The following is a 16,636-nucleotide window of genomic DNA, read 5'->3' on the forward strand; positions in this document are numbered from 1 at the left end:
CTTTATTCCGGCCTAAAACGACGCAAATGCTGAATTGTTGCAAACCATGCGGCAATCCAACCGATCATACCTGAAATAAGGACTAATAAGAGTGATTCATCCCAATCCAAACCATGCAGGATAAAACTTGTGCCAAAAACACTCGCCACTTCCGTGACGACATTGGAGAGTTTCCATACCAGCAAGGAGGAGAGGATCAGGGAGAGTATCGATCCCAAAATTCCCAATAAAGCGCCACCATTGAGGAAAGGACGCAAAATAAAACCATCCGTTGCCCCAATCAGCTTCATGACATTAATCGTTTCACGACGGCTAAAGATACTCAGTCGGACACTGTTACCAATGACCAAGAGCAACGCAACCACCATCAAGATGCCTATCACCGCAGCAATTCTGCCAACAAGGTCGGTTAACGCGGTTAAACGGGCAAACCAGCTATCATCCATCCTGACTTCTTCAATGCCTTTAATCTGCGCAACCTGATCCCGTAATGTCGTTAATGCCTGAGAGCCTTGGAAATTCAATTCAGGAGAGACGATGGCAACCGCCGGCAGCGGGTTTTCCTCCAGCAGATCCAAGGCACTGGCGAAACCTGACCATGCACGGAATTCGTTTACGGCTTCTTCACGGGAAAGGTAATTCACCGATTTCACGCCATCCATGCCTTTCAACTGATCAATGACCTGTTTGACACTATTGTCATTCAGTGACTTGTCCAAATAGACCGTGAGTTGTGGGACGGGATACCACTGCATGACGGCTTGATTGACGTTTTTCCAAACGATATAAAACACACTCGGTAAGGTCAGAGAAATGGCAATCACCATAATGGTCAGCAACGTTGCCAGCGGTTGGCGGAACATATCGGACAGCGTGCTTTTCCACGCATAGCGCCACTGTACCCGCCATCCCCCTTTCAATGATTTGGACTTGGATTTTGGGGACTGCGTTTTTTTCGCTGAACGACGGACAGGCTTAGCCATGACGTCCTCCTTGCATACGTCCCTGATTCAGGGTCAAGATACGGTAATTTCTTCGTTCAATGAGGGCAGTATCATGGGTAGCCATCAGAACGGTTACGCCAACTCGGTTAAATTCTTCAAACAGACGCATGATCCCCTCTGACAATGCCCCATCCAAATTCCCCGTCGGCTCATCCGCCAGCAATACCGTGGGTTTATTCACCACCGCGCGGGCGATCCCAACACGCTGTTGCTCTCCTCCAGAAAGTTGAATGGGGACATTTTTCGCTTTGTCCAGCAAGCCGACCTTATCCAACGCCGCGGATACCCGTCGACGAATGTCTTCAGTACTTGCCCCTGAGATGATCAGGGGCATTGCGACGTTTTCGTATACGGTGCGATCCAAAAGCAGGTGATGATCCTGAAAAATCATGCCAATCTGACGGCGCAGGAAAGGGATTTCACTGGGTTTTAGTCGGCTGATATCATGACCAGAAAACCAGATATGGCCTGCGCTGGGGCGTTCAATACCACAGATAAGTTTCAAAAGTGTACTTTTACCGGCCCCTGAGTGACCGGTTAAAAATGCCATTTCTCCTGGAAGTAGATGAAAATCCACCCCTTGCAGCGCCTGCCGCCCTCCCAGATAGGCTTTACTGACCTGTTCAAAGCGAATCATTGATAGTTAATCCTCTCTGGCAAAAAGAGCCTCAATAAAATCGTCTGCCTTAAATGGACGGAGATCTTCAATGCCTTCACCCACACCAATGTAGCGGATGGGGATCTCAAATTGGTCGGCAATAGCGAAGATGACTCCCCCTTTCGCCGTACCATCCAGTTTGGTCAGTGAAATACCCGTCAATCCCACAGCTTCATGGAATAGTTTAGCCTGAGTTACTGCATTTTGGCCGGTGCTTGCATCCAGGATCAGCATAATTTCATGAGGCGCATCTTCGTCCAGTTTTTTCATCACCCGAACGATTTTTTTCAGCTCTTCCATCAAATGGGCTTTGTTCTGTAATCGTCCGGCGGTATCTGCAATCAGAATATCAACACCTTTGGCCTTGGCCGACTGGATGGCATCAAAAATCACTGAGGCTGAATCTGCGCCCGTATGTTGGGAAACCACCGGAATTTTGTTACGCTCCCCCCAAACCTGTAACTGCTCTACCGCGGCGGCACGGAAGGTATCCCCTGCCGCCAACATGACAGATTTGCCTTGAGACTGATATTGACGCGCCAATTTGCCAATCGTGGTCGTTTTACCCACCCCATTGACACCCACCATCAGAATGACATAAGGGGATTTGCCTTCAATTTCCAGCGGCTTATCCACTTTTGCCAGAATAGTTGACATCTCTTCTTTCAGTTTGGCGTAAAGCGCTTCTGCATCTTTCAACTCTTTACGGCTGGCGTGGGTCGTCAGGTTAGTGATGATTTTACGGGTAGTTTCAACACCCACATCGGCAATCAGTAGCTGCTCTTCCAGCTCTTCAAATAGCTCATCATCAATTTTCTTGCCGCGAAATAGTCCCAGAAAACCGGAGCCAAGATTTTGACGGGTTTTAACTAAACTGCGTTTCAGACGAGCAAAGAAACCTTCTTTAGTTGGCCGTTCCTGTTCCTTAGGCAAGGCGGTTTGTTCTTCCGCTAAACGCTGCTGCTCCGCTTCTTCGGCTGCACGGCGGGCGGTTTCTTCCACTAAACGCTGCTGCTCCGCTGCTTCGGCTTCGCGACGGGCGGTTTCTTCCACTAAACGTTGCTGCTCCGCTTCTTCGGCTGCACGGCAGGCGGTTTCTTCCGCTAAACGCTGCTGCTCCGCTGCTTCGGCTTCGCGACGGACGGCTTCTTCCGCTAAACGCTGCTGCTGCGCTTCTTCGGCTTCACGACGGGCGGTTTCTTCCGCTAAACGCTGCTGCTGCGCTGCTTCGGCTGCACGGCGGGCGGTTTCTTCCACTAAACGTTGCTGCTCCGCTGCTTCGGCTGCACGGCGGGCGGTTTCTTCCGCTAAACGCTGCTGTTCTGCTGCTTCGGCTGCACGGCGGGTGGCCTCTTCTGCTAAGCGTTGCTGCTCCGCTTCTTCGGCTGCACGGCGGGCGGTTTCTTCCGCTAAACGCTGCTGCTCCGCTGCTTCGGCTGCACGGCGGGCGGTTTCTTCCGCTAAACGCTGCTGCTCCGCTGCTTCGGCTTCACGACGGGCGGTTTCTTCCGCTAAACGCTGCTGCTCCGCTTCTTCGGCTTCGCGACGGACGGCTTCTTCCGCTAAACGCTGCTGCTGCGCTTCTTCGGCTTCGCGACGGACGGCTTCTTCCGCAACGATTTTTTCTTGTTCAGCGTGTTCCTCTTGTTGTTTCTTATCTTGACGACCCAGTCCAAACCAAGAGAAGAAACCTTTTTTTTTCTCTTTTGCCATCGGCCACTACACTCCTCGCGGTAAATTATGGCGTTATAACAGCCTATCCCATGATATCGTTTATCTTTTCCACTGCATCGTTGGTTTATGGCAACCAAAAATCGATGAGATATGCGCAGTTATATCCTCTGAGATAGGTTCTAACGGTGATAAAATCCAGTCTAACATTTTCATCACACCACAACACATATCTATACAGAATTTCGTGGTAAATTAATCAATGGATATCTTCGTTTTCACTCACTTTTTGTCTCCGCCAGCGATGATTTAATCGCAACGGATGACAATTATTTAAATTATGTAAATTATGACTAAAAAACCACAGCGCTCGTCTTTGGGACAAATTCGCATTATTGGCGGAAAATGGCGCGGGAGAAAATTGCCGGTTCCTGATAGTGATGGCCTGCGCCCAACAACCGATCGCGTTCGCGAGACACTTTTTAACTGGCTGATGCCAATGATCCAGGGGGCGCGTTGCCTTGATTGTTTTTCAGGCAGTGGCGCGCTCGGATTTGAGGCTCTGTCTCGTTATGCAAACCACGCTACCTTAATTGAATACGATCGCAATGTAGCGAAACAATTATCAGCTAACTTAGCTTTGTTGAAAGCTGAAAATGCCAATGTCGTACAAGGGAATGCACTACAATATCTTAACGGCGCCGGAATACCGTTTGATGTGATTTTCCTCGATCCGCCATTTCGTAAGGGAATGCTGGCTGAAACAATCCATTTATTGGAAGCCAATGGCTGGCTGGCTAAAGAAAGCTGGATTTATGTTGAAGCAGAAATAGAGTCTGCCGCGACAGAAGTTCCTCCAAACTGGCAACTGCATCGGGAAAAAACCGCTGGACAAGTTGCTTATCGGTTATATATTCGCCACCAGTAACCTGGTGTCCAGGCAGCTTAAACACGATTTTGGAGTCGATGATGTTTATTCAGTTAGGAAAAGGGATCATGATCTTGGTTTGGGGTATCATGATCTTCAATTTGTTTCACCCATTCCCTAAGCCATTACGATATTTTATGGATATTGCCATGGTATTTACGGCAATTATGCACGCTTTTCAGTTGCTGTTACTGAAAAATTCCCAGCCTAAAGAGCAAAAGTTGTCTGGTTTTCTCCAGACCAAGATCTTCTTTTTTGGTGTCTTTGAATTACTGGCCTGGCAGAAGAAACAACAAAAAGAGAAAGAGCGGAAGAAAGAATAGCTTTCCATCCCCAATAACTCATCCTGCTTTTTTCTTATTAGAAACTGCGCAAATATCGTCAGTGAGTCATTCACGTAATAACTCATTGACGTTCTTTGTTTTTGATAATAAAACGTTATTTATTTGTTAAAAAGGAAGAAAATATGAGTTGGCCATTTCTTGCTGTGTTTTTCTCTGGGTGGTTATATATTGATGCCGCCTATCGTGGCACCCACTGGCAGCAATGGGTTTTCCGTCCCGTCACTATGCTGCTCCTGTTATTATGGGCCTGGCAGGCACCCAATTTTGAACTTTCAAGTTACCTGATTATTGCTGGCCTTCTTACTGCCTTGCTCTCTGATACGCTCCGCATGCTCCCCAGTAAGTATTCACTCTTCTCGTTTATCGCACTGTTCCTGAGTTATCTGTTATACACCATCAGTTTTGCCCTACAGATGGACTTTAGTTTCTTCTTCCCCATCCCTTTGATCTTACTGGTCGTTGGCGGTGTGGTCATACTGACAGTCTGGACTCGTCTGGATAATACGCGTTGGCGGGTAGTCGATAGCTTCGTGATGGCATTGGTGATGGTTTGGGTTGCCGGAGAACACTATTTTTCACTCGGCAATGATAGCCGGTTTTCTGTCATGGCTGGCGCTATCCTGCTACTCCTTGCTCACAGTATCAATCTCATTGATCGCTACCGCTTTTCTTTTAAATCATCAAAAGCGATTGTTGCTGCCTGTAGCTTTATCGGGCATTTTTTGATTATTCGTTCACTATTCCTATGATAATTTCGTCTTATTGAGCAACGGATTGGGAAATCAATAACATCAAGAGGAAGGACGTTGATGAGGGTAACTCATCTTAAATAGCACAAATCATCAAAAAAATTCCTCTTATTGGATTTGACTCTGGAGTTTACTCCAAAGTGTAGAGTTAATCTTAATCATTAGTATTAACTCTATTTAAGAGGTCGCCTATGTTATCCACGTCTAAAAAACATAAGCAATCACAGCACGATCCTTTATCTTGCCAACAAGATGAACACCAGAATATTGCCAATGATGTAAGTGAGCATTCACGTCAATGCCACGATCACAGCCACGAACATACGCATCACGCTCCAAGCCATAGTCATTCTTGCTGCTCTACTACTGGCACAGCACATTCTCATGAACATAACGGCGCACACTGTTCACACGATCATGCACAAGCCACACCGGACACGACGCTCAGTGAATTAACGGCAAGACAGCGTTTTAACTGGACTATCCAAGGGATGGATTGCCCAAGCTGTGCAGGAAAGATCGAAAATGCCGTGAAAAAACTGCCGGAAGCCAAACTGGTCAAGGTGTTGTTTACCACAGAGAAGCTGGTGGTCGATGCTGATATTGATATTCGTGCCGCGGTTGAACAGGCGGTAAAACAGGCAGGCTTTGAAATCAGGGAGGCAAGTTCAGCCTCTAAATTACCTCCTGCGGTCAATCACTGGAAAACGTTCTCCCCAATCCTTATTCTGGCTGCTTTGATGTTCATCAGTTGGGGAATATCAGAAACTAATGCGGCCGCAGGGCGGATCGCTTTTATCATCACGGCGCTAATTGGGTTATATCCGGTCGCGACCAAGGCTATCAAGCTGATCCGTTCTGGCACGCCCTTCGCCATTGAAACGTTGATGAGCGTTGCAGCCATTGGCGCTTTGTTCATTGATGCCACCGCAGAAGCGGCAATGGTCATTCTCCTGTTCAAGTTGGGAGAAATACTGGAATCCTATGCCGCCGGACGCGCACGTCGTGGCGTCAGCGCCTTGATGGCATTAGTGCCCGATCAGGCCTTGCTGATTAAGGATGGAAAAAAGAAAACCGTCCCAGCGGCCGATCTGCGTCCGGGGGATAGGATTGAAATCGCGCCGGGTGCCCGTTTGCCTACCGATGCCGAGCTACTCAGCCCCTTTGCCAGTTTTGATGAAAGTGCCCTGACCGGTGAATCTGTTCCGGTTGAACGGCAGCAAGGGGAAAAAGTCGCCGCGGGTTGTCTTTCTGTCGACAGTGCTGTGCAAATGAGGGTGATCTCTGAACCTGGCCACAACGCCATTGACCGCATCCTGCAATTGATTGAAGAAGCCGAAGAGCGTCGGGCGCCGATTGAACGCTTTATCGACCAATTTAGCCGGGTTTACACTCCGCTGATTATCTTGTTCTCGGCCTTGGTGGTATTAATCCCGCCACTGTTTTTCGCCGGCTCATGGGAAACCTGGATCTATCGTGGCCTGACTTTGCTTTTGATTGGTTGTCCTTGCGCATTAGTCATCTCAACACCTGCCGCAATTACTTCCGCACTGGCCGCAGCAACCCGTCGTGGCTCCCTAATCAAAGGGGGGGCGGCGCTGGAACAACTTGGTTCGGTGAGCACAATTGCCCTGGATAAAACCGGAACGTTGACCGAAGGAAAACCCCAGGTGACTGACATTGAACCTGTGGAAAGCATCAGTGCGGAAACCTTATTGGCACTGGCCGGTGCCGTAGAAAGTGGCTCCCATCACCCCTTGGCAAAAGCGATCCTGAATGCCGCAGAAGAGAGAGGCGTCACTATTGTCGAGGCTGAACACCGCAAGGCTCTGGCCGGGATAGGGGTTGAAGGGCAATTGTCGGGGCAAAGCATTCTCGTCGCCGCCCCTGGTAGGTTGCCAGAAGATACCTTGTCCGAAAAATGGGAACAGAGAGTCACTGAACTGGAAGAGAGTGGAAAAACAGCGGTTGCGGTGACTCATCATGGGCAACTGATGGGACTGATAGCAATGCAAGATACCTTGCGTCAGGATGCCATAGACGCTATCCGTATCCTGAAAACACAAGGTATCGAAGCCGTCATGCTGACAGGTGATAATCCCCGCGCCGCGGCCGCCATTGCGAATCGGCTGGGAATTGATTATCGCGCTGGGTTATTGCCTGAAGATAAAGTGAAAGCCGTCACTGAGTTGAGTCAGAAACACCATACTATGATGGTTGGTGATGGCATCAACGATGCCCCAGCCATGAAAGCCGCCAATATCGGTGTTGCCATGGGCAGCGGTACTGACGTTGCATTGGAAACCGCCGATGCTGCCCTGACACATAACCGGCTGACGGGTCTACCTGAAATTATCGCTTTGTCTCGAGCAACCCATTATAACATCCGTCAAAATATCACTATTGCATTAGGCTTAAAGGCGATCTTTCTTATCACCAGCCTGTTGGGTATTACCGGATTATGGATGGCCGTTTTGGCCGATTCGGGAGCGACGGCTTTAGTGACAGCAAACGCAATCCGACTGCTCAGGAACAAATCACAAAAGCAATAAGGAACGCCGCCCGATGACTACGGGCAGGAGTGGAAAGTCACGAAGGAAGAATACAAATCGAAAAGGTGCATGCTGATACTCTGCACCTTTTCAAAATTAAATTGACTACATAAGATTGCTATTAAGGAAAAAGAAAATATGACATTCAGCGAGGTGATAATGAACCAAATGCCATATCTAAAGCCTAGCACGGCTCTTATTTTCTGCCAGTTAATGATATAGATTTTTCCAAATTAAACAGAATTTTCACTTTTCTTGAGCAGGTATCGATAAGGGGTTTGTTCTGTTTCCTGGGCGATCAGCGCATGATCCATAAAGCGACAGAATCCAGGAATATCACGGGTTGTTGCCGGATCATCTGCAATGATCAACAACGTCTGACCCGCAGCCATATGGCGGACTGTTTTGCGCACCATCATTACTGGCTCTGGGCAACGTAATCCCAACGTATCAAGCGTTTTGTCGGGGTTGGCAAAAACATCGGACATAACAATCTCTGTAGGTTAAAACAATGGATGGCAATGGATTATATTACAAAATATCGTCAACTGCCGTACTTTACTTTTATGACTCAATACACTTATGATCCGACAGCCTGATTTCAGGGACATTGTTTTTTTGGGTTCCCTCACCCCATCTACCAAAAAGGTACAATATGCTTCAATTGACTGCGCGACAGCGGGCTACGGCATTGATCTGGCTGTCACTTTTTCACATTTTGATCATTACTTCCAGTAACTATCTGGTGCAATTACCCATCTCCATTTTTGGTTTTCACACCACCTGGGGTGCATTTACATTTCCCTTTATCTTTCTGGCGACTGACCTGACCGTGCGTATTTATGGTGCGCCATTGGCTCGCCGGATCATCATTTCTGTCATGCTGCCCGCATTGCTGATCTCTTATCTGATTTCAGCCCTATTTTTTCAGGGAACCTGGCAGGGATTAGAAGCTCTCGGAACCTTTAATGTCTTTGTCGCCCGTATTGCCGCAGCGAGCTTTATGGCCTATGTACTCGGCCAGATATTGGATGTGGGTGTCTTCAATCGTCTGCGCCAAAAAAGCCGCTGGTGGATAGCCCCGGCTACCGCCATGTTTTTCGGTAACATGCTCGATACACTGGCCTTCTTCTTTATCGCGTTTTACCGCAGCACGGATGCCTTTATGGCAACCCATTGGGTAGAAATTGCTTTAGTGGATTATGCTTTCAAGTTGTTTATCTGCATGCTGTTCTTCCTACCGGCTTATGGCATTTTGTTGAATGTCATTCTGAAATACTTTTTCGCTCGACAAAGAGAAGATAAAGCCCTAGTCACCGTCAAATGACCGCTTCCCGTCCCCTTCGGACGGGAAAACCAAGAATGTTTACATCTGCTAAACTTTAGGCAGCAAATAACGTCTATCATGTGCTGAGTTACCGTCAGAGAAAACAAACGATCATATTTAGTCTCTACACGAGGATATCCAACCACCCAGGATCACTGTCATTCTTAATACTCAACCATCACCTGTGAAGGGGGTTATATGAAAGCACTTGTTTATCATGGAGCCGGAAAAAAACGCTGGGAAGAAAAAGCACCACCCCACCTTATTGAGCCAACGGATGCTATCGTCCGCATCATCAAAACGACCATTTGTGGCACCGATCTGCATATCCTCAAGGGAGACGTTCCCACTGTCGAGCAAGGCCGGACATTGGGCCATGAAGGTATTGGGATCGTTGAATCCATTGGGGAGTCTGTTCGCAATATTAAAGTCGGTGACAAAGTGATTATTTCCTGTATCACCGTTTGTGGTAGTTGTCGCTATTGTAAACGCCAGCTTTATGCGCACTGTAAAGATGGTGGCTGGATCCTGGGGCATAAGATTGATGGTACACAGGCAGAAAAAGTGCGTATTCCCCATGCTGATAATAGCCTGCATCGGCTGCCAAAAGATGTCGATGAGGCGGCAGCATTAATGCTGAGCGATATCCTGCCAACCGGTCTTGAAATTGGTGTTATCAATGGCAGGGTTCAACCTGGTCACACTATCGCCTTAATTGGCGCGGGGCCTGTCGGGTTATCAGCATTACTGGCATCACAGTTTTACTCCCCGGCACATATCATCATGATCGATACTGATGATAACCGCCTTAACGTCGCCCGGCAGTTTGGGGCTAACACGGTTATCAACCCAACAAAACAAAACGTCGTAGAAGTCATTAACAAACTCACTGATGGTACTGGTGTCGACGTCGCCATTGAGTGTGTGGGTATCCCCGCAACGTTCAAAATATGTCAGGACATTATTGCAGCAGGTGGGTTTATTGCCAATGTGGGCGTCCACGGCAAGTCGGTTGACCTACATCTGGAAAGTCTCTGGATCAAAAACATTACCATTACCACTGGGCTGGTCAACACAAGCAGTACGCCCATGCTACTGAAAAGCGTTCAATCCGGCAAAATTGCCCCTGAAAAGCTGGTCACTCATCACTATCCATTGAGTGAAATAGAAACGGCTTATGAAGTATTTGGTAATGCGGCTAAAGAGAAAGCCTTGAAAATTGTCCTGTCAGCATAACGGGTATAGCAGGAAGAGAGTCAAGCAACAACTCTTCCTGCTACATTATGCTTTCAAAACAATTGCTAATGTGTCTTGCCCCCTTTTAGCCAGATTTTTGCTAAAATCCGCCATTTCCTGCTCTCGCTCATAACTTCTCTGTCTATTTTACCGTATAGTATTGATGGGCAGGTAAACACATAAATCGCCCCATGCCAGTATTGTGACACTCATGCTTAGTTTCCAGTAAAGAAGGAATATTTCTTATGCTGAAAGTGATCCAGTCTCCATCCAAATATATCCAGGGACCAGGTGCGTTATCTCACATTGGTCAATACACCAAAATGCTTGCTGATCACGTCTTTGTGATCGCCGATAATTTCGTGATGAACCTTATTGGGGATACCGTCAGCAAGAGTCTGGAAGAACACGAAATAACCAGCCATTTCGAACTCTTCAACGGTGAGTGCAGCCAAAGTGAGATCCATCGCTTATCTGCCATTTTGCTGGAGCAGCAATGTCAGGCAGTCGTTGGGATCGGGGGAGGAAAAACGATTGATACCGCCAAAGCCGTTGCATACGAATCGAAAATACCCGTGATTATTTCCCCTACCCTTGCTTCAACCGATGCTCCAACCAGTGCCCTTTCTGTTCTTTACACTGAACTCGGTGAATTCGACAGCTACCTGTTTTATCCGCAAAATCCCAATATTGTGCTGATGGATACCAATATCATTGCCAAAGCACCGGTTCGTCTGCTTGTGGCCGGTATGGGGGATGCCCTCGCCACTTATTTTGAAGCACGAGCCAGCAGTACAGCCCATAAGCCAACCATGGCGGGTGGTGCGACATCGACAACAGGCTTAGCATTAGCAAAACTGTGTTATGAAACGCTGTTGGCGGAAGGTTACAAAGCAAAACTGGCGGTCGAAGCCGGTGTCAGCACACCCGCCGTTGAAAATATTGTGGAGGCCAATACTTATCTGAGTGGTATTGGTTTTGAAAGTGCAGGTCTGGCAGCCGCCCACGCTATCCACAACGGTTTTACCGTGCTGGAAGAGTGTCATCACCTCTATCATGGCGAAAAAGTCGCGTTTGGTACGCTGACCCAACTGATCCTGGAAAATAGCCCAAGTGAAGAGTTAGAAACCGTGCTCGATTTCTGTGTTCAGGTGGGTTTGCCGATCACACTGGAGCAATTGGGCTTACGTGATAATGAGAAACTGCCTCAAAAAATCATGCAAGTCGCTATCGCAAGCTGCGCCAAGGGTGAAACCATTCACAATATGCCCTTTACTGTGACACCAGAACAGGTTTACGCTGCGATTTTGGCCGCCGATCAGATAGGCAAAGATTGGCTGTATTAAGTGATGGCAAAAATAATAGGCTGTTTTAGGGCGGGAATTTCCGCCCTAAAAGTTTTGCAAGATAGATTCAGAAATAATGAATAATATAACGTGTGCTACGGCCACCAGCCCCCGTTTTTTCTAAACAACCGAGTTCTATTAGATGGTTTAAGTGTCGGGTGGCGGTTGCACGGCTAACTTTAGCCACTTTTTGATATTGGCTGCTATTAATGCCTTGTTGAAAATCACCATCCAGCATTCTGTTCAATGCTTTTATTTGTTCCTGACTAAGTTGGCTTTGATCAACACGACGCCAGAATTGAGTCTTTTTTACTAAGCCATCAATTTGTTTCAATTTAACAATCAGGGTGTTATTCAGTGTTTGCAGAAACCACATTGAATTCTACCTTATGATGACAATAGTCGAACTATTCTACTCATGGAATGAGGCGAATAACCGACTTAATTGACTCATCCGCCGAAATTTACCCCACCGAATCGAGCGCCTGCGCCAGCAAACTGATGGGGTGTTCACATTTTTTACTGGTAGACATTTCGATTTGCCATTTACAGGTTTCGCAATCCGTAATCACCCGATCAACGCCACTCGCCTCAATCTGACGAAATAAATTTGCCCCTATCCCCTGGGAAACCTCATAGTTTTCCGCCTTAAAGCCATACGTGCCCGCAATACCACAGCACTGGGAATCAAGGATAGTCAATTCAATACCAGGAATACGCTGAATCAATGCGATCGAGTAAGCAGCCCACCCCATTTTTTCCATATGACATGGCGTGTGGTAAGCCACTCTCAGCGGCGTGTGCTTCAATGGTAAATTGCCTCCTTTATCCAGCAAACGATAAAGATAGCGTGTCGCCAATTCGACCTGATCACGCACAGGGCGCGTATCCACGCCCAGAATATGCGGGTACTCATCGCGCAAGGTGAAAGTGCAACTGGATGATGTCGCGACCACGGGGATCTGGCGTTCAATAATCGTGGTTGTCAAGGTAGCCAGATTGACACGCGCCTGACGTTTCGCTTTCTCAATAAAACCATTGGCAATCAGCGGCACACCGCAGCATTTTTCTCGCGCCAGGAGTTGAACGCCAATGCCCATCGCATTAAAAACCTTCAGCAGATCTTGGCCCAATTGCGGATGGTTATAATTGACAAAACAACCGTGAAAATAAGCCACCTGTTCCTTAAATTGTTGTTGGATTGCTGCCTGCTTGCGATACCAACGGCGAAATGTCCCAAAAGCATATTTTGGCAGTTCGCGCCGATGGTCAATCTTCAATGTCTTGTCCAACAAATGACGCATGGGTTTCAGGCTGGTCACGGCATTGACAACCGGAGCCAATGGCGTGGATAAACTGCCCATCAAGTCAGTATGGCTGAGAATGGCATCCCGCAGTTTGGGGCGATGTGGATTGTAATTGGCTTTTGCCCTTTGGATGATATCGCCAATTTTCACATCAGAAGGGCAAGCCACTTCACAACGTTTACAGTTGGTGCAATATTTCAACGCTTCATCATATAAGGCAGGATCTTTGAGGCGCAGGCGCTCTCCATCAGGGCCAGCCTGTTTTGGCCCCGGATACAGCGGATTGACGTTGGCAACCGGGCAATAAGTTGTACAGACGGTACATTTAATACAGCTTTCAAAGCTATTGTCGAAAAGGCTCATTGCTTAACCTCCCCCGTTTCGGCTTGCCCAGGCAGCATCGATTTTTCAACCCTTCGCTGTGCGATGATCTGCTCTGCGACATAGAGCGCACTCAGTAAAGAAACACCTGCGCCACAGCCTTCAAATAGTGGATCGAACCCGCCCAATACGGCCCCCGCGGCATAGAGATTCTCAATGGCTTTGCCTTCTTTCAAAGGGCGTAAATATTCATCTGTTTTTACACCGAATTTCAGGTAAGGTTGGGGAGCAAAGACGTTTTGCCGTGTCCATTGTTCCCGTGCCGGGGTTTCCAGTAGATCCAGATCCAGCAAGGGTTCATAAATACGATCAAATACCGTTTTCAAGCCATTATTGAGAAAACTGCCGGTCGCCAAAACGACCTGGGAAGCCCGTAACGGAATGTCGCCATGATTGCGGGTATAAATACCGGTAATCCGATCCTGCGCTATTTCCATTCGACGAACGGCATCTCCGGTCATCACAATCCCGCCAAGTTGGTGGAAGCGGGCACGTAGAGCCTGATCAACACGCATGCCCAACAAAGAAGGCGGCAATGTCGGCAACACATAGATGGGTTTCCCTATCCATATCTGCAAATCTTCAATCACTTTATCCGATGCCAACCCAAGGCAGGCCGGCAAGATAATCGCATCATATCCTTTCGACAGGCGGTTAATTTCTTCTGCCAGCCGCGGTAAATTTTCAGGTAAATCCAACCAGCGGGCGATATTAACCGAACGAAATTCACTCGGATTATCACGCAGCTTGTCTAAAAAAGGCAGGTAGATTTCCTGCGATTGTGCTTTGGTTCCCTGTTGTTGCAACGCACTGGTGACCATCTTGGGTTGAAAATCCAGAAAACCTTCAATGCCTATCACCAGCACACGCTGCCACGGTAATGGATGTTCTAATGCGTAAGTAGGGACGCGTGCCGGACTGAGCCACGTCATGCGCCTGCGTCCAATTGGGGTAATGCGATAGTGGTTCTGGAGAGCTGATCCGGTCATGGTTAAGCCACTTTCCCGCAGCAACTGTTCAGCCCGATCAGTTAATGACGCGAACCTTTTTTCACCCATGCGACTGTAGGGATGCATGGGCGCCTGCTGCATTAATTCGGGGATGGCAGCCAAAGGCTGTGTCACTTGACGGCCATCGGGTAAGCGGGCAAGAAGATCCATTGAACCGGATGAGAAATAGAGCGCGCTTTCGCCCGCACTGACGATCGCACAGGATTTTCCGGCTTCCGCCAGCCGAATACCACAGGTCAACCCCGCCAGGCCACTGCCAATCAACACCACATCAAATTTCATCATGCGCCTCCGTTGTTGGCAGGTTTTTGAGATCCTCATCGTCCAGACCGCATAACCCCTGATAAATCCAACTGGTGAATTCACTTTCCCGCAGCGCATTCCCCCAGGCAACCGGGCGGATCCCTTTCCAACGCTCATTGAGGAAATGGATCAATTGCTGCTCAGCCTCTTGCCCGGTCACCACACCAAGACGATTAAGTAATCCTGCCGCACGACAAGCACAAAGTTCGCCCTGACAGGTTCCCATACCAACACGGGTTCGGCGACGTAAGTCCAGCAAGTTATTCACGGCCAGAGATTCTGTCGCGTAACGTATTTCCCCTGCGGTGACGGCTTCACATTCACACACCAGACTTTTATCCAACCTTTCCGTACTCAGCAGTCCAGGCGCGCGATCGCCATGACGATATACTGCCGATCCGCGGATCGGTGCCGACAAGGAAATCATAGTGTGTAATGTCTGGCCGGCGAGATCCCACGAACCCGGCAAAGGTTCTTGCGCGGTCGTACAACTTTCTGTCACACCCAGTTTTTCACAGATCTTATCCGTCGCTTGTTCTGCCATTAACCGATAAGTCATCAGCTTACCGCCAGTAATGGTCATGAAGCCTTGCAGACCATCGCGTTGTGCATGATCAAGCAACACAATTCCCCGACTGACGTTACGACCAGAAGGATCATCATCACTCGCCACTAACGGACGCACCCCCGCATAAGCGCGTAAAATGCGTGTCTTCGCAAGTTGGGGAGATAGCCGCGCACCTTCCCGCATCAAGGTATCCACCTCTTCCGGTGTCACAAACATATTGTCGATCTGATCATATTCAACACGGGTGGAAGTTGTCCCGATCAGTGAGATCGTGTCACCGGGCACGAGGATGTCGGCATCAGCCGGCTTACGGCAACGGTTAATCACCATATTGTTGATCCTATGCCCAAGGATCAGCAATGCCCCTTTTGCCGGCAACATTCGCACCTGCAACTCGGCATATTCAGCGATTTTCTGCCCCCAAATTCCCCCCGCATTCACAATGATTTGGGCATAAATGTCATATAGCCGTTTATGTTGATGATCATAAACATGCACACCGGTCACTTTATCTCCTTGCCGGATCAGTCCCATCACTTCATGGTAAGTCAGCACCTGTGCGCCATGCTCTTTGGCATCCAGCATATTGGCTGCGGTCAATCTAAAGGGATCAACGGTGCCATCCGGCACCATCACTGCCCCAGTTAAATCGGGGTTAACGGAGGGTTCCAGACGCAAGGCTTCTTCTGGCACCATTGCCTGCGCATCAATCCCTGCTTTCCCACAGGCCGTGATAAAAGTCTGCTGATAATCTGGGGGATCTTCTGGCAAAGTGATAAACAATCCATTGGTTTTTTCAATGCAATGGCGGGCAATGCGCTTGAGGATTTTGTTTTCCTTGATGCACTCTTTTGCCGACTCGCTGTCCGTTACGGCATAACGTGCCCCACTATGCAGCAAGCCATGATTGCGCCCTGTCGCTCCTGTGGCAATATCACGGCGTTCCAATAAAATGCAGCGCAAACGGCGGCGGGCGCAGTCTCTCGCAATTCCTGCACCGGTCGCCCCTCCGCCGATAATGATGACATCAGTTTCTGTTACCGGAGAGACATTCATTGGAGACGCTCCTTTTTCGTTTCTATGCCAGTCACGGCCACGTATCCGGCGAGTTAATATCGAGTCGGGATAGATAAAATATATACAACTTCTGGATTTTTTGTTTGATAAGGAACAAAAACGAGCGAGAATCGCGCTTAAAATGTCATAAAAAATGCATGTTCAGGGAAGATGGAAATAAAGATGGGCATGAACC

General features: G+C 48.3%; 15 protein-coding genes. 7 read left to right on the forward strand and 8 right to left on the reverse strand.

Translation table 11 applies throughout. The annotated features are described in order from the left end of the window. Window positions 1-2: 2 nt before the first annotated feature. Genes ftsX through ftsY form a run of 3 tightly spaced genes read right to left on the reverse strand, consistent with a single transcriptional unit; the run spans window position 3 to window position 3,375 of the window. Entirely contained in the window at window positions 3-983 is a 981-nt protein-coding gene (gene ftsX / locus Xkoz_RS03455; RefSeq protein ID WP_099140779.1) for a permease-like cell division protein FtsX, read from the reverse strand. Beyond that, window positions 976-1,641: a cell division ATP-binding protein FtsE gene (gene ftsE, locus Xkoz_RS03460; RefSeq protein WP_099140780.1), complete on the reverse strand. Its 666-nt coding sequence runs from the start codon at window positions 1,639-1,641 to the stop codon at window positions 976-978. Before ftsE ends, ftsX begins: the two co-directional genes overlap by 8 nt. Before the next feature lie 6 nt (window positions 1,642-1,647). Further along, entirely contained in the window at window positions 1,648-3,375 is a 1,728-nt protein-coding gene (gene ftsY, locus Xkoz_RS03465; RefSeq protein WP_099140781.1) for a signal recognition particle-docking protein FtsY, read from the reverse strand. A 307-nt stretch (window positions 3,376-3,682) separates the two neighbouring features. On the opposite strand from ftsY, the gene rsmD reads away from it, so the two are divergent. From rsmD to Xkoz_RS03485, 4 genes are all read left to right on the forward strand, one after another. Then, window positions 3,683-4,261 carry a 16S rRNA (guanine(966)-N(2))-methyltransferase gene (gene rsmD / locus Xkoz_RS03470; protein WP_099140782.1) on the forward strand — a complete coding sequence of 193 codons (579 nt, stop codon included), beginning with the start codon at window positions 3,683-3,685 and terminating at the stop codon, window positions 4,259-4,261. Between the two features lie 41 nt (window positions 4,262-4,302). Continuing rightward, entirely contained in the window at window positions 4,303-4,584 is a 282-nt protein-coding gene (locus tag Xkoz_RS03475) for a DUF1145 family protein (protein ID WP_099140783.1), read from the forward strand. Window positions 4,585-4,727: 143 nt separating this feature from the next. Beyond that, window positions 4,728-5,354, forward strand: coding sequence for a lysoplasmalogenase (locus Xkoz_RS03480; RefSeq protein ID WP_099140784.1), 627 nt, complete (start codon window positions 4,728-4,730; stop codon window positions 5,352-5,354). Window positions 5,355-5,545: 191 nt separating this feature from the next. Further along, on the forward strand, window positions 5,546-7,906 hold the full coding sequence (locus Xkoz_RS03485; RefSeq protein ID WP_099140785.1) for a zinc/cadmium/mercury/lead-transporting ATPase: 2,361 nt from the start codon (window positions 5,546-5,548) through the stop codon (window positions 7,904-7,906). Between the two features lie 233 nt (window positions 7,907-8,139). On the opposite strand, the gene tusA is transcribed toward Xkoz_RS03485, so the two are convergent. Beyond that, window positions 8,140-8,394 carry a sulfurtransferase TusA gene (gene tusA, locus Xkoz_RS03490; RefSeq protein ID WP_099140786.1) on the reverse strand — a complete coding sequence of 85 codons (255 nt, stop codon included), beginning with the start codon at window positions 8,392-8,394 and terminating at the stop codon, window positions 8,140-8,142. 167 nt (window positions 8,395-8,561) lie between these two features. Between tusA and Xkoz_RS03495 the strand changes: the two genes are divergently transcribed. From Xkoz_RS03495 to Xkoz_RS03505, 3 genes are all read left to right on the forward strand, one after another. Continuing rightward, a complete protein-coding gene (locus Xkoz_RS03495; RefSeq protein WP_099140787.1) occupies window positions 8,562-9,233 on the forward strand; it encodes a 7-cyano-7-deazaguanine/7-aminomethyl-7-deazaguanine transporter in 672 nt (223 codons plus the stop codon). Window positions 9,234-9,431: 198 nt separating this feature from the next. Next, window positions 9,432-10,469, forward strand: a complete 1,038-nt coding sequence (locus Xkoz_RS03500; protein ID WP_099140788.1) for a zinc-dependent alcohol dehydrogenase family protein — start codon at window positions 9,432-9,434, stop codon at window positions 10,467-10,469. Between the two features lie 245 nt (window positions 10,470-10,714). After that, window positions 10,715-11,815 (forward strand): glycerol dehydrogenase, encoded by a 1,101-nt coding sequence (locus tag Xkoz_RS03505; protein WP_099140789.1) that lies wholly within the window; start codon window positions 10,715-10,717, stop codon window positions 11,813-11,815. A 67-nt stretch (window positions 11,816-11,882) separates the two neighbouring features. Here Xkoz_RS03505 and Xkoz_RS03510 read toward each other — a convergent pair whose 3' ends face one another. The 4 genes from Xkoz_RS03510 to glpA all read right to left on the reverse strand — a co-directional run bounded on the left by Xkoz_RS03510 (window position 11,883) and on the right by glpA (window position 16,440). Further along, window positions 11,883-12,191 (reverse strand): Fic family protein, encoded by a 309-nt coding sequence (locus Xkoz_RS03510; protein ID WP_244183378.1) that lies wholly within the window; start codon window positions 12,189-12,191, stop codon window positions 11,883-11,885. An 88-nt stretch (window positions 12,192-12,279) separates the two neighbouring features. Then, entirely contained in the window at window positions 12,280-13,485 is a 1,206-nt protein-coding gene (gene glpC / locus Xkoz_RS03515) for an anaerobic glycerol-3-phosphate dehydrogenase subunit GlpC (RefSeq protein WP_099140790.1), read from the reverse strand. Next, complete coding sequence (glpB, locus tag Xkoz_RS03520; RefSeq protein WP_099140791.1) at window positions 13,482-14,795, reverse strand: glycerol-3-phosphate dehydrogenase subunit GlpB; 1,314 nt, start codon at window positions 14,793-14,795, stop codon at window positions 13,482-13,484. Before glpB ends, glpC begins: the two co-directional genes overlap by 4 nt. Then, entirely contained in the window at window positions 14,785-16,440 is a 1,656-nt protein-coding gene (glpA, locus tag Xkoz_RS03525) for an anaerobic glycerol-3-phosphate dehydrogenase subunit A (protein ID WP_099140792.1), read from the reverse strand. Before glpA ends, glpB begins: the two co-directional genes overlap by 11 nt. Between the last annotated feature and the right edge of the window lie 196 nt (window positions 16,441-16,636).

It is taken from the genome of Xenorhabdus kozodoii, assembly GCF_002632875.1.
Taxonomy (GTDB): Bacteria; Pseudomonadota; Gammaproteobacteria; order Enterobacterales; family Enterobacteriaceae; genus Xenorhabdus; species Xenorhabdus kozodoii.